This is a genomic window from Paracoccus everestensis (assembly GCF_021491915.1).
In the GTDB taxonomy this organism is placed as follows: domain Bacteria; phylum Pseudomonadota; class Alphaproteobacteria; order Rhodobacterales; family Rhodobacteraceae; genus Paracoccus; species Paracoccus everestensis.
The window spans coordinates 2,526,889-2,540,063 of record NZ_CP090836.1 but is presented as its reverse complement, the minus strand read 5'-3'; the positions used below and the strand labels follow the sequence as shown (position 1 = coordinate 2,540,063).

Below are 13,175 nucleotides of genomic sequence, written 5' to 3'. Positions count from 1 at the left end.
GCCTGCCCTCACATTCCGTCCTGCCAATCGGGGAGTCCCCTATGATTTCGCACGTCCTGCCGACCTATAACCGCGCGCCCATCGCCTTTGACCAGGGCGAGGGGGCCTGGGCCATCGCCACGGACGGCAGCCGATACCTGGATCTGGGATCGGGCATCGCGGTGAATGTGCTGGGCCATGCGAACCCTGACCTGGTGGCCGCGCTGACCGAACAGGCGGGCAAGATTTGGCACGTCTCGAACCTTTATCAGATCCCGCAGCAGGAACGGCTGGCCGACCTGCTGGTCGAACACACCTTCGCCGATACCGCCTTCATCACCAATTCGGGCACCGAGGCCGCCGAACTGGCGATCAAGATGGTCCGCAAGTACTGGCACGACCAGGATCAGGACCGCATCGAGATCCTGACCTTCGAAGGCGCCTTTCACGGCCGTTCCACTGGCGCCATCGCAGCCTCGGGGTCGGAAAAGATGACCAAGGGCTTCGGCCCCCTGATGCCCGGCTTCCGCACGCTGCCCTGGGGCGATCTGGATGCGCTGAAGTCCGCCATCAGCGACAAGACCGCCGCCGTCATGCTGGAGCCCGTGCAGGGCGAGGGCGGCATCCGCCCGCTGCCCGACGCCGACTTACGCGAGATCCGTAACCTTTGCGACCAATACGGCGCGCTGCTGGTGCTGGACGAGGTGCAATGCGGCATGGGCCGCACCGGCCGCCTGTTCGCGCATGAATATGCGGGCATTGCGCCCGACATCATGATGGTCGCCAAGGGCCTCGGCGGCGGCTTCCCGCTGGGCGCGGTGCTGGCCACGGAACAGGCCGCTGCAGGCATGGTCGCGGGCACGCATGGGTCCACCTATGGCGGCAACCCCCTCGCCTGTGCCGTGGGCGCACGGGTGATGGAGATCGTGGCCAACGATTCCTTCCTGGCCGAGGTCAACCGCAAGGCCGCCCTGTTCCGCCAAAGGCTGGAAGGCCTGGTCGCCGCCCATCCCGATGTGTTCGAAGCCGTGCGCGGCCAGGGCCTGATGCTGGGCCTGAAATGCAAGGTCGCGCCCACGGATGTGGTCAAGGCGGGCTATGCCCAGCACCTGCTGACCGTGCCCGCCGCCGACAATACCCTGCGCCTGCTGCCGCCCCTGAACATCACCGATGACGAGATTGCCGAGGCCGTGGCGCGGCTCGACCGCGCGGCGGCAAGCCTTGGCTGACCTTGCACCCAGACACGGCATCGGCGGCAGGAACCATCCCTGCCGCCTGCTGACACGCCGACGATAAGCGCTTCTTCTTCACGCAAATATCCCGGGGGAACGCGCGGCACGCGCGTGGGGGCAGCGCCCCCTCTTGACCGCGGAACGCCAAGCGGGCTTCCTTGCCCAAATCGCGAAAGACGAAAAGATGAAGCATTTTCTGGACATTCACACCACCGGCAAGGCGGATCTGCGGTCGATCATCGACCAGGCGCTTGCCATGAAGACCGCGCGCAACAATCGCCCCAAGGGCATGACCGACGACGAACAGCCCCTGGCGGGCCGCATGGTCGCGCTGATCTTTGAAAAACCGTCCACCCGCACGCGCGTCAGCTTCGACGTGGGCGTGCGCCAGATGGGCGGGCAAACCATGGTCCTGTCAGGGTCAGAGATGCAGCTGGGACATGGCGAGACCATTGCCGATACCGCCCGCGTGCTGTCGCGCTATGTCGATCTGATCATGATCCGCACCTTCGAGGAAGCGACGCTGCTGGAAATGGCGGAACATGCCACCGTCCCCGTCATCAACGGCCTGACGAACCGGACCCATCCCTGCCAGATCATGGCCGACGTGATGACCTTCGAGGAACATCGCGGGCCGATCGCGGGCAAGAAGGTGGTCTGGGTCGGCGACGGCAACAATGTCTGCGCCAGCGTGATCCATGGCGCGGGCCAGTTCGGATACGACTTCACCTTCAGCGGTCCGCCCCCGCTGGATCCCGAGCGCGAGGCGCTTGATTTCGCACGCGCCCAGGGCGTCCGGGCCGAGATCGTGCGCGACCCCGCCCAGGCGGTCGAGGGCGCCGATCTGGTCATTGCCGATACCTGGGTGTCCATGCACGACCCCCAGTCGGCCAAGGAACGCCGCCACAACCAGTTGCGCGGCTATCAGGTCAACGAGGCGCTGATGGCGCGCGCCAAATCCGACAGCCTGTTCATGCACTGCCTGCCCGCGCACCGAGAGGACGAGGTGACAAGCGCCGTCATGGACGGCCCCCATTCGGTGATCTGGGACGAGGCCGAGAACCGGCTGCACGCCCAGAAGGCCGTGATGCGGTGGTGCCTGGGCGTCTAGGCCGATAAAGCGAACGCCCGCCATTGGCGGGCGTTTCGCCATTCCTTGGCGGTTTCGAAAAACCTTCACACTGCTGACGCATCACTGTCGCACCGCCCGCCTATCCGCTGCCCGACAGGCTATGACCGGCCCCAACGACCAGCCAGGAGAGCGCGATGCGTGACCAGCAGACCCGCAACATCTTTCGCACCAGCAAGCTGGAGGAGGCCGACGGCCCCGGCCTGAACCCCACCGCCAACCGCACCATGGGCGAGATCATCGCGTCCCGCTTTTCCCGGCGCGGCTTCCTGCAAGGCGCAATGGCCGTGACGGCAATTTCCGCCACGGTCAGCCCGATTGCGCTGTTGTCGGCGGGCGACGCGCAGGCGGCGACGGATGCGCAAGGCCGGGTGCCGGGTTCGGCCTTCAATTTCTCCGAAGTGACGGCAGGCGTGGACGCCAACCATCATGTCGCCCAAGGCTATGACGCCGACGTGCTGCTGCGCTGGGGCGACAAGGTGTTCGCAGACGCGCCCGACTTCGACCCGCTAAACCAGTCCGAGGCTGCGCAGGAACGCCAGTTCGGCTATAACAACGACTTCGTGGGCTTCATCCCGCTCGACGGCGCCGACGACCGGGGCCTGCTGGTCGTGAACCACGAATACACCAACGAACACCTGATGTTCCCCGGCATCGTTACCATCAAGGACGGCGAGATCCAGATCGCTGAAGCCAACGAAACCCGCGTGAACATCGAGATGGCGGCCCATGGCGGCACGATCATTGAAATCCGCCGCGTGGATGGCAAATGGCAGCCGGTGCTGGACGGCGCGCTGAACCGCCGCATCACCGCCAAGACCGCCATGGAGCTGTCGGGTCCGGCGGCGGGCCATGCACGCCTGCAAACGGCAGCCGATCCCTCGGGCCGCAAGGTTCTTGGCACCATCAACAATTGCGCGGGCGGCGTGACCCCCTGGGGCACCTACATCATGGCCGAGGAGAACATCCACGGTTATTTCACAGGCGATTTGCCCGAAGGTCACGCCGAAGCTGCAAACTATGAAAGGTTGGGAATCCCGGATTCGACCTATTCCTGGGGCCGCTTCCACGACCGCTTCAATGTGTCCAAGCACCCGAACGAGGCCAACCGCTTCGGCTGGATCGTCGAGGTGGACGTGATGGATCCAACCTCGACCCCGAAAAAGCGCACCGCGCTTGGCCGCTTCAAGCACGAGGGCGCGGAAAGCGTCGTGGCCAAGGATGGCCGCGTGGTCTTCTATCTGGGCGACGATGAACGCTTCGATTACGTCTACAAGTTCGTGACGGCGGGAAAATACAATCCCGATGACCGCGCCCAGAACATGGACCTGCTGGACGAGGGCGTGCTGTATGTCGCGCGCTTCCACGATGATGGCCGTGTCGAATGGCTGCCGCTGGTTCAGGGCCAAGGCCCGCTGACAGCCGCCAACGGCTTTCCGACCCAGGCCGATGTCCTGATCGACACCCGCCGCGCCGCCGACCTGCTGGAAGCGACCCCGATGGACCGTCCCGAGGACATCCAGCCGAACCCGCTGACGGGCCGCGCCTATGTCATGCTGACCAACAACACCAAGCGCAAGGAAGCAAACGGCGCCAACCCCCGCATGGACAACGCCTTCGGCCATATCGTCGAGATCATCGAACAGGACGGCGATTTCACCGCCACCACCGGCACCTGGGAAATCCTGGTGAAATGCGGCGATCCAAGCATTGCCGAGGTGGGCGCGACCTTCTCGACCGAAACCACGGCGAACGGCTGGTTCGGGATGCCGGACAACGCCGCAGTCGATACGGATGGTCGGCTGTGGGTGTCCACCGACGGCAATTCGATGGAGGACACGGGGCGCACGGACGGGCTGTGGGCGGTGGATACCGAGGGCACCGCGCGCGGCACGTCGCGGCTGTTCTATCGCGTGCCGGTCGGTGGAGAGTTGTGCGGACCCTGCATCACCGAGGACATGACCACCTTCTTCGTCGCGGTCCAGCATCCGGGCGACGGGGGCGAAGACTGGGAAGGCCATGGCCGCCCGTCGTATTACGAGGATCTTTCCACCCGCTGGCCGGACTTCAACGACGCCATGCCGGTGCGCCCGGCGGTGGTGGCAATCACGAAACAGGGCGGCGGCCGGATCGGATAGGTTCATGGTGCGTGCAAGCACGCACCCTACGCAGGGCCAATATCCGGTAGGGTGCGTGCTTTGCACGCACCGCAAGCCGCAAAAGCAAAAGGCCGCGCAATCCGCGCGGCCTTTTCCATTCGACTTCGGCGGGCGATCAGCCGATGGCCGCCGCGCGAACCTCGTCGTCGATCGCGCCCAGATATTGGGCGAAGTTGTCGCTGAACATTCCCACCAGCTTGGCGGCCTGCTTGTCATAGGCGGCGGGGTCGGCCCAGGTCTGGCGCGGATCCAGCAGCCTGTCCTCGACGCCCGGCACGCTGACCGGAACCTCGAAGCCGAAGTTCGGATCCTTGCGGAACTGCACGTCGTTCAGACTGCCGTCCAACGCCGCCGACAGCAGGGCGCGGGTCGCGGCGATGGGCATCCGCTTGCCGGTGCCGAAGGCGCCCCCGGTCCAGCCAGTGTTGACCAGCCAGCAGCTGGCGCCGTGCTGGGCGATCTTTTCCTGCAAGAGCTTGCCATAGACTTCTGGCCGGCGCGGCATGAAAGGCGCGCCAAAGCAGGTCGAGAAAGTCGGGATAGGCTCAACGATGCCGACCTCGGTTCCCGGTGTCTTGGACGTGAAGCCCGACAGGAAGTGATACATGGCCTGCGCGGGGGTCAACCGCGCGATGGGCGGCAGCACGCCGTAGGCATCACAGGTCAGCATGATGATATTCTTCGGATGTCCGCCCAGGCTGGTTTCCGAGGCGTTCGAGATCGCCTCCAGCGGATAGGCGCAGCGCATGTTGTCGGTGATCGAGTTGTCCTCGAAGTCCAGCTCCAGCGTGTCCGGGTGAAAGACCATGTTCTCGATCACGGTGCCGAAACGCGAGCAGGTGGCGTGGATTTCCGGCTCGGCCTTGGCCGAAAGGTTGATGGTCTTGGCATAGCAGCCGCCTTCAAAGTTGAAGATGCCCTTGTCCGACCAGCCGTGTTCGTCATCGCCGATCAGCACGCGCGAGGGATCGGCCGACAGCGTGGTCTTGCCGGTGCCCGACAGGCCGAAGAAAACGGCGCTGTCGTCGGGGTTGCCGATGGCGTGGTTGGCGGAACAATGCATCGGCATGATGCCCTTTTCCGGCAGCAGATAGTTCAGCAGCGTGAAGACCGACTTCTTGTTCTCGCCCGCATAGGCCGTGTTGCCGATCAGGATCAGCTTGCGCGCGAAGTTCAGCGCGATCACAGTTTCGCTGCGGCAGCCATGGCGTTCGGGATCGGCCTTGAAGCTGGGGCAGTTGATGATGGTGAAGTCGGGGGTGAAGCTTTCCAGTTCCGCCGCATCCGGGCGGCGCAGCAGATGGCGGATGAACAGCCCGTGCCAGGCCAGTTCGGTCACGACACGCACGTCTAGGCGGTTGGCGGCGTCGGCGCCGCCGAACAGATCCTGCACGAAGTAATCGCGGCCCTTCATGTGGTCCAGCATGTCGGCATACAGCCGGTCAAAGGCCTCGGACGACATCGGCTTGTTGTTTTCCCACCAGATCGAGTGCTCGACCTCGGGGGTGCGGACCACGAACTTGTCCTTGGGCGAACGGCCGGTATGCGCCCCGGTGGACACCAGGAAGGTGCCGCCCAATCCCATCTGGCCTTCCTTGCGCGCGACCGCCTCGGTCATCAACGCCGGTTCCAGAAGATTGTAATAAACCCGGCCAAGGCCCTCGATTCCCTGATCCTCAAGCTTGCAGTCCGGGTTTACACGGGTGGCCATGATATCGACGCTCCTCATTCGATTGGGCTTGCGACACGTTCGTGAAGCAGTATGCGGGGCCTATAACACGGCCCAAAGGGCAAAAAAGAAGTTGGCGCGAACAGTTAGCGTAAACAGGTGATGTTATCGCCAACGGTCCGCGTCGAGAGTGTTTCTCAACCCTGTGTTAGCGGAATTCGCAGATGATCGGATCGAAGGAGTGATTCGGAAGTGCAACTTCACGCGACCACAATCTCTATTAATGGCACTGGCTTGATGATCTTGGGACCGTCCGGTTCGGGAAAGTCGACGCTTGCCTTGGACCTTATGGCGGTGGGTGCGATGCTGGTGGCTGACGACCGAACCGACCTGTGCCGCAAGGGTGTTGAAATCATTGCGAGTTGTCCTCCTGCCTTGTCGGGCCGGATCGAGGCGCGGGGGATCGGTATCCTGCACGCGGACCCTGCGGGGCCTGTCACGGTCGCGCAGGTGGTCGATCTGGGGGCTGCGGCTGAGGATCGGCTGCCACAGTCGCGTGTCTATGACGTGCTGGGGATGGGCTTGCCCCTTGTCACAGGGCCTTATCGACCGCATCTTCATGCTGCGCTGCGGCAGCTTTTGCTGGGCGGGCGTGTCGCATGACGGACGATCCGCATCCTTTTCAGGCAGGAAAGATGGTCGCCTTGACCGAAGATTCCACCAAGACCCCTGTTGACCCTGCCGTCCCGTCGGACGGGGCGCAGCGGCTGGTTCTGGTCACAGGCCCGTCGGGCGCAGGCCGGTCTACCGCCATCAACGTGCTGGAAGACCTGGGTTTCGAGGCCATTGACAACCTGCCCTTGTCGCTGATCCCGCGCTTGCTGGATGGTCCCAGCCGTCCTGAACCGCTGGCCCTTGGTCTGGATGTGCGCAACCGCGACTTTTCGGCCAGCAATGTGATCGAGCTGATCGATCGGCTGACCCGTGACCCTCGCTATGCGCCCGAGGTGCTGTTCCTGGACTGCGCCCCCGAGGTGCTGGAACGCCGTTATAACGAAACCCGCCGCCGTCATCCGTTGTCTCCCGACAGCGGGCCTGCGACGGGCGTCATGGCGGAAATCGACCTGTTGCAGCCGATCCGGGTGCGCGCCGACGTGCTGGTGGATACGTCGGACCTGTCGCCCCACGACCTGAAAGCGGAACTGACGCGGTGGTTTGACATCCGGCCTGATGGCAGACTGACCGTCTCCTTGCACTCCTTCAGCTATAAGCGCGGCGTGCCGCGCGGCATCGACATGATGTTCGATTGCCGCTTCCTGACCAATCCCCACTGGGAACCGGCCCTGCGTCCCCTGACGGGGCGCGAAGCCGCGGTTCAGGATCATGTGGCGGGTGATTCGCGATTCGCGGAATTCCTGGATCGCGTATGCGAAATGATATTGTTTCTGTTGCCCGCCTATGTCGAGGAAGGAAAATCTCATCTTTCGGTCGGTTTTGGATGCACGGGCGGGCAACACCGTTCCGTCACTTTGGCTGAAATGGTGGCTGCCGTGCTTGCTAAGGCGGGCTGGCCGGTGTCAATAAGGCATAGGGAACTTGAACGTCGCATTCCGGCGCCGTCTTCCCTGGGGGATGCCGCGTGCATTCCCCAGGAAACGGTCCGGCTGCGCGGTTTTGAACGTGGTGGAACGCGTTGATTGGAATCGTGATCGTGGCGCATGGCGGCCTTGCCAGGGAATACCTGTTGGCGATCGAACATGTGGTTGGTCCGCAAAACGGCATTGCAGCCGTCGCGATCGAGGATGATCACGACCGCGCGGCCAAGACGGCGGAAATTCAGGCGGCCGCCAATTCGGTGGACGACGGCAATGGCGTGGTGGTGGTGACGGACCTGTTCGGGGGATCCCCCTCGAACCTGTCGCTGCCTGCCTGCGCGATGCGCGACCGCACCATCCTGTATGGCGCCAACCTGCCGATGCTGGTGAAGCTGGCCAAGTCGCGGCACCTTCCGGTGCCCGATGCCGTGGCTTTCGCCAAGGAAGCCGGACGCAAATACATCAACTCCTATAATGTCCCGGTCGAGGCAGCTTTTGACACGGGTTCCCGTTTCGGATGACTGGGCCGATTACGCGCCGGCTGGCCATCATCAATGAAAAGGGCCTGCACGCCCGAGCCAGCGCGAAATTCGTCGATCTGGTCGAACGCTTTGACGCACAAGCTCAGGTGGAAAAGGATGGCATGGCCGTGTCAGGGGATTCGATCATGGGTCTTCTGATGCTGACCGCGCCGCGCGGCAGCCAGATCACCGTCACGACCAGTGGCCGCGAGGCCGCAGCCCTGGCCGACGCCCTGGAAGCCCTGGTGTCGGATTATTTCGGCGAAGGCATGTGAAGGGTCAGGATCCTGTGCCCGACCGCAAGACCTATCACCACGGCAATCTGCGCCAGGCCCTTGTCGACGCCACGGCCCTGCTGATCCAGGAAACCGGCCCCCTTGCCTTTACCTTGTCCGAAGCCGCGCGCAGGGCAGGCGTTTCGCCGGCAGCCCCGTATCGTCATTTCAAGGGGCGCGACGATCTGCTGGAAGAAGTGGCCCGGCAGGGATTTGTCGATTTCGGCGAACGGCTGGAACGGGCCTTTGACGGGGGCCGGCCTCGCCCGCTGACCGCCTTCATGCGCATGGGCCAGTCCTATCTGGACTTTGCCGCCGAGCGGCCGGGATATTATATGGCAATGTTCGAATCCGGGATTTCCATCGCCGGGAATGCCGATCTGTCGGCAGCATCCGAACGGGCGCAGCGGGTGCTGATCGACGCGGCTGAAACCATGGCCGAACGCCTTCCCCCTGATCGCCGCCCGCCCGCCCGGATGGTGGCAAACCACATCTGGGCGCTAAGCCATGGCGTGGTCGAACTGTTCTCTCGCGGCAAGCCCGGCGGGCGCAGCCCCGTCGGCCCGTCCGAGATGCTGGAAAGCGGCGCCATCATCTATCTGCGGGGGCTTGGCCTGATCGGCGAATAATTTTCGGGCAGCCGCTTGACGGTCCGCTGTCTCCGCCCATCTATGTAAATGTGATTAACATTAACATGGAGGTTCCCTGGATGCACAGCGCATCGTCCCGAATGCCCGCCTATCCGATGTCCTCGCGCGTGGCGGGCCCCTTGTCCCGCGCCCGCGACTGGCTGGATGCGCGCGGCAAGGCGGCCTGGATCGTCGCCATGATCCTCGGCTTTGTTGCCTTCTGGCCCCTTGGACTTGCCCTTCTGGGCTATATGATCTGGAGCAAACGCATGTTTGGTTGCAGCACCCGTCAGTCGCGCGTCCGCTATTACGCGCCCACCACCGGCAACAGCGCCTTTGATGCCTATCGTGAGGAAACGCTGAAGCGGCTGGAGGATGAGCACCGCGAGTTCGTGGACTTCCTGCAAAAGCTGCGCGAGGCCAAGGACAAGGCCGAATTCGACCAGTTCATGCAGAACCGCGGCGAAAAGACCGAGGCACAATAACGAAAAAGGGCCGGGACGACCGGCCCTTTCCTTATTCCCCGCGCGGGAACCGCTGGCTTTCCTCCAGCACGTTCAGGTCCATGTGGTTGCGCATATATCGCTCGGACGCCAGTTGCAGCGGCTGATGGTCCCAGGGGTAATAGGCCCCATTGCGCAGCGCCCCATAGACGATCCAGCGACGGGCCTGGGACTGGCGCACCTCGGCGTCATAGGCGTCCAGATCACAGTGCTGCATGGCCATGGCGCGCAGATGCCCCACCGTGACAGCGTGCTCGGGATCGCCCGCAAGGTTCATGCGCTCTGCCGGGTCAGTTTCCAGATCGAACAGCATCTCGGGATCGGCGTTGCAGGCAACATATTTCCACCGACCGTCCCGAAGGGCGATCATGGGCGACACGCTGCCCTCGGCCGCATATTCCATCGGCACAGGCCCACGCGCCGCGCCGCGCGCCAAAGACCGGCCGTCTGTCCAGGGTGCAATCTCGTCCATTGACAGGCCTGCCAGGTCGCAAAGTGTCGGCAGCACGTCGATGGTGCTGACCGGCTGGTCCACGCGTCCTGGCGCCATCCCCGGCGCCGCGATCATCAGCGGCACGCGGGCGGACGCCTCGAAGAAGTTCATCTTGAACCACATCCCGCGCTCGCCCAGCATCTCTCCGTGGTCGGACAGGAACAGGACGATCGCGTCTTGGCGCGTGCGGTCCAGCACGTCCAGAATTTCACCGATCTTTTCGTCAACATAGGTGATGTTGGCGAAATATCCCTGCCTGGCGCGGCGGATATGGTCGGGCGTGATCTCAAGCGCGCGCCAGTCGCAGGCATCCATCAGCCGCTGCGAATGAGGGTCCATGTCGTCATAGGGGATGGCGGCAGGCGGCTCAAGCTCGGGAATGCCCTCGTACAGATCCCAGTATTTGCGGCGCGCCACAAAGGGGTCGTGCGGATGGGTAAAGCTGACCGTCAGGCACCAGGGGCGGTGGTCCTTGCCGCGCGAGAGGTCATAGATCTTGCGGCAAGCGTTGAAGGCCACCTCGTCGTCGTATTCATACTGGTTGGTGATTTCCGCCACCCCGGCGCCGGTGACGGAACCGAGGTTGTGATACCACCAGTCGATCCGTTCGCCCGGCTTGCGGTAATCGGGCGTCCAGCCGAAATCGGCGGGATAGATGTCGGTCGTCAGCCGTTCCTCGAACCCGTGCAACTGGTCGGGCCCAACGAAATGCATCTTGCCCGACAGGCTGGTCTGGTATCCGCCCCGGCGCAGATGATGGGCATAGGTCGGGATGTCGGATGCAAACTCCGCAGCGTTGTCATAGACCCGCGTCCGGCGCGGCAACTGCCCCGACATGAAGCTGGCCCGCGCGGGGGCACAAAGCGGGCTGCCGGTATAGGTGTTGGCAAAGCGCGTCGACCGTTCGGCCAGCCGACGCAGGTTCGGCGTGTGCAGAAAGGGCGCCGGGCCGTCGGGGAAAAGCACCCCCGACAGCTGGTCCACCATCAGGATCAGGATATTCGGCTTCAAGGTCTTTATCCGGCAACTGCCGCCTTCACTGCATCCCCGCCCGGCTGGCCGTCCAGCGTGGTCACGCCCTCCAGCCAAGCGTCCGCAGCCTGGGGATTTTCGGCCAGCCATTCCTTTGCGGCGTCCTTGGCGTCCATGCCGTCGTCCAGGATCTTGCCCATCAGCACGTTTTCCATCGGCACGTCGAAGACCAGTTGGCTGAACAGCTTGGCGGCATTCGGGCAGGCCGCGACCCATTCCTTGCGCGCAAGTGTATGCACAGTCGCGCCGCCGAAGTCTGGCCCGAACTGCGCGTCGCCGCCCGACAGATAGGTGATCTCGATCGCCTCGTTCATCGGATGGGGCGCCCAGGCCAGGAACACGACCGGCGTATCGCCGCTGCGCGTGACCTGGGCCAGCATCGCCTGTTCGCCCGATTCCACCAGTTCCCAATCGCCCATGCCGAAATCGTCGTTCTCGATCATCGTCTGGATGGACTGGTTCGCGGGCGCGCCGGGTTCGATCCCATAGATCTTGCCGCCAAAGGCATCCTTTTGCGCATCCAGGTCGGCAAAATCGGCCACGCCTGCATCGGCGCCCGCCTTGTTGACGGCCAGCGTGAACTTGGCGCCCTCCAGGTTCTGCGCCAGCACGTCGATGGTGCCTGCCGCATCCAGATCGTCGCGGAATTTCTGCTGGGCGGGCATCCAGTTGCCCAGGAAAACGTCGGTCTGGCCGTTCTTCAGCGCCTCGTATCCGACCGGCACCGACAGGGTGGCGATGTCAGGCGTGTAACCAAGCGCCTCCAGCACGACCGCTGCCACGCCGTTTGTCGCGGTGATGTCGGTCCAGCCCGGATCGGAATAGCGCACTGTGGCGCAGGTGGCCGCATCATCGGCGAAAGCGGGCAGGGCCGATGCCGCCAGCATCAGGGCGGCCGTTGTGGTCAGGGCCTTCATCATACTACCTCCTGTGACGTTGTTGGTTATCGGCTCAATCAAGAACGAATTTGCGCCGCCGTCGCGCCTGAATCCGACATGGGGGTGGCATCACCGTGTCGGAACCGGCGTTTCTCCGCGATAGTCATAGAAACCCCGGCCGGTCTTGCGGCCCAACCATCCCGCCTCGACGTATTTGGTCAACAGCGGGCAGGGGCGGTACTTGGTGTCGGCCAGGCCGTCATGCAGCACGTTCATGATCGCCAGACAGGTATCAAGCCCGATGAAGTCGGCCAGTTCCAGCGGACCCATGGGCCAGTTCGCGCCCAGCTTCATGGATTCGTCGATGGATTTGACGTTACCCACCCCTTCGTACAGCGTATAGACCGCCTCGTTGATCATCGGCATCAGGATGCGGTTGACGATAAAGGCCGGGAAATCCTCGGCGCTGGCGGCGGTCTTGCCCAGGCGTTCCACCACCCCGTGCAAGGTCTTGTATGTCGCCTCGTCCGTGGCAATGCCGCGGATCAGTTCGACCAGCTGCATGATCGGGACGGGGTTCATGAAGTGAAATCCCATGAACTTTTCCGGCCGGTCGGTGCGGCTTGCCAGTCGCGTGATCGAGATCGAGGACGTGTTCGAGGTCAGGATCGTGTCAGGCTTCAGGTGCGGCACCAGGTCCTCGAAGATCGCCTGCTTGACCGTTTCGCGTTCGGTCGCGGCCTCGATCACCAGGTCGGTCCGGCCCAGGTCGGCCAGCCGCAGCGTGGTGCGGATGCGGGCCATGGCAGCTTTCTTGGTCTCGGCGTTGATCTTGTCGCGGCTGACCTGGCGCTCGAGGTTGCGGTCGATCAGCGCAAGCGCCTTGTCCATCGCCTCCTGGCTGATGTCGGTCATCAGGACATCGTATCCGGCCAAGGCAAAGACATGGGCGATGCCGTTGCCCATCTGCCCCGCTCCGATGATCCCAACCGTTTGAACCGTCATGATTGCCTCGCTGTCTGTTGGGCGGGACGATAGGGCCGGTGCCGCGATGCTGCAATGCAAAACCGCCCCCGGTGGG

General features: G+C 63.7%; 13 protein-coding genes. 9 read left to right on the top strand and 4 right to left on the bottom strand.

Annotated elements, in window-relative coordinates; genetic code table 11:
* Positions 1 to 41 precede the first annotated feature (41 nt).
* From LZ585_RS12610 to LZ585_RS12600, 3 genes are all read left to right on the top strand, one after another.
* Positions 42 to 1,208, top strand: a complete 1,167-nt coding sequence (locus LZ585_RS12610; protein ID WP_234853884.1) for an aspartate aminotransferase family protein — start codon at positions 42 to 44, stop codon at positions 1,206 to 1,208.
* Positions 1,209 to 1,395: 187 nt separating this feature from the next.
* Positions 1,396 to 2,322: an ornithine carbamoyltransferase gene (argF, locus tag LZ585_RS12605; RefSeq protein WP_234853883.1), complete on the top strand. Its 927-nt coding sequence runs from the start codon at positions 1,396 to 1,398 to the stop codon at positions 2,320 to 2,322.
* A 155-nt stretch (positions 2,323 to 2,477) separates the two neighbouring features.
* Positions 2,478 to 4,478, top strand: coding sequence for a PhoX family protein (locus LZ585_RS12600; RefSeq protein ID WP_234853882.1), 2,001 nt, complete (start codon positions 2,478 to 2,480; stop codon positions 4,476 to 4,478).
* A 136-nt stretch (positions 4,479 to 4,614) separates the two neighbouring features.
* Here the strand turns inward: LZ585_RS12600 and LZ585_RS12595 are convergent, their stop codons facing one another.
* Positions 4,615 to 6,210, bottom strand: coding sequence for a phosphoenolpyruvate carboxykinase (locus LZ585_RS12595; protein WP_390625070.1), 1,596 nt, complete (start codon positions 6,208 to 6,210; stop codon positions 4,615 to 4,617).
* Positions 6,211 to 6,420: 210 nt separating this feature from the next.
* Between LZ585_RS12595 and LZ585_RS12590 the strand changes: the two genes are divergently transcribed.
* The 6 genes from LZ585_RS12590 (at position 6,421) to LZ585_RS12565 (ending at position 9,673) form a co-directional block, all read left to right on the top strand.
* Positions 6,421 to 6,831 (top strand): HPr kinase/phosphorylase, encoded by a 411-nt coding sequence (locus LZ585_RS12590; protein ID WP_256445621.1) that lies wholly within the window; start codon positions 6,421 to 6,423, stop codon positions 6,829 to 6,831.
* Positions 6,832 to 6,863: 32 nt separating this feature from the next.
* Complete coding sequence (rapZ, locus tag LZ585_RS12585) at positions 6,864 to 7,865, top strand: RNase adapter RapZ (protein ID WP_234853880.1); 1,002 nt, start codon at positions 6,864 to 6,866, stop codon at positions 7,863 to 7,865.
* A complete protein-coding gene (locus tag LZ585_RS12580; protein ID WP_234853879.1) occupies positions 7,862 to 8,284 on the top strand; it encodes a PTS sugar transporter subunit IIA in 423 nt (140 codons plus the stop codon). Before rapZ ends, LZ585_RS12580 begins: the two co-directional genes overlap by 4 nt.
* On the top strand, positions 8,281 to 8,559 hold the full coding sequence (locus tag LZ585_RS12575; RefSeq protein WP_234853878.1) for an HPr family phosphocarrier protein: 279 nt from the start codon (positions 8,281 to 8,283) through the stop codon (positions 8,557 to 8,559). Before LZ585_RS12580 ends, LZ585_RS12575 begins: the two co-directional genes overlap by 4 nt.
* Positions 8,560 to 8,573: 14 nt before the next feature.
* A complete protein-coding gene (locus tag LZ585_RS12570; protein ID WP_234853877.1) occupies positions 8,574 to 9,188 on the top strand; it encodes a TetR/AcrR family transcriptional regulator in 615 nt (204 codons plus the stop codon).
* 101 nt (positions 9,189 to 9,289) lie between these two features.
* The gene (locus LZ585_RS12565; RefSeq protein WP_234853876.1) at positions 9,290 to 9,673 is read left to right on the top strand and encodes a DUF2852 domain-containing protein; all 384 of its coding nucleotides are present in this window, start codon (positions 9,290 to 9,292) and stop codon (positions 9,671 to 9,673) included.
* Between the two features lie 31 nt (positions 9,674 to 9,704).
* On the opposite strand, the gene betC is transcribed toward LZ585_RS12565, so the two are convergent.
* The 3 genes from betC to LZ585_RS12550 all read right to left on the bottom strand — a co-directional run bounded on the left by betC (position 9,705) and on the right by LZ585_RS12550 (position 13,099).
* The gene (betC, locus tag LZ585_RS12560) at positions 9,705 to 11,195 is read right to left on the bottom strand and encodes a choline-sulfatase (RefSeq protein ID WP_256445619.1); all 1,491 of its coding nucleotides are present in this window, start codon (positions 11,193 to 11,195) and stop codon (positions 9,705 to 9,707) included.
* A gap of 5 nt (positions 11,196 to 11,200) precedes the next feature.
* Entirely contained in the window at positions 11,201 to 12,133 is a 933-nt protein-coding gene (choX, locus tag LZ585_RS12555; RefSeq protein WP_234855831.1) for a choline ABC transporter substrate-binding protein, read from the bottom strand.
* 90 nt (positions 12,134 to 12,223) lie between these two features.
* Positions 12,224 to 13,099, bottom strand: a complete 876-nt coding sequence (locus LZ585_RS12550; RefSeq protein ID WP_234853875.1) for a 3-hydroxybutyryl-CoA dehydrogenase — start codon at positions 13,097 to 13,099, stop codon at positions 12,224 to 12,226.
* Positions 13,100 to 13,175: the final 76 nt, after the last annotated feature.

Bases quoted from the DNA above. Each gene is read 5' to 3' on its own strand.
- LZ585_RS12610 (WP_234853884.1), top strand. From the start codon at position 42: ATGATTTCGCACGTCCTGCCGACCTATAACCGCGCGCCCATCGCCTTT.
- argF (WP_234853883.1), top strand. From the start codon at position 1,396: ATGAAGCATTTTCTGGACATTCACACCACCGGCAAGGCGGATCTGCGG.
- LZ585_RS12600 (WP_234853882.1), top strand. From the start codon at position 2,478: ATGCGTGACCAGCAGACCCGCAACATCTTTCGCACCAGCAAGCTGGAG.
- LZ585_RS12595 (WP_390625070.1), bottom strand. From the start codon at position 6,210: ATGGCCACCCGTGTAAACCCGGACTGCAAGCTTGAGGATCAGGGAATC.
- rapZ (WP_234853880.1), top strand. From the start codon at position 6,864: ATGGTCGCCTTGACCGAAGATTCCACCAAGACCCCTGTTGACCCTGCC.
- LZ585_RS12575 (WP_234853878.1), top strand. From the start codon at position 8,281: ATGACTGGGCCGATTACGCGCCGGCTGGCCATCATCAATGAAAAGGGC.
- LZ585_RS12565 (WP_234853876.1), top strand. From the start codon at position 9,290: ATGCCCGCCTATCCGATGTCCTCGCGCGTGGCGGGCCCCTTGTCCCGC.
- choX (WP_234855831.1), bottom strand. From the start codon at position 12,133: ATGAAGGCCCTGACCACAACGGCCGCCCTGATGCTGGCGGCATCGGCC.
- LZ585_RS12550 (WP_234853875.1), bottom strand. From the start codon at position 13,099: ATGACGGTTCAAACGGTTGGGATCATCGGAGCGGGGCAGATGGGCAAC.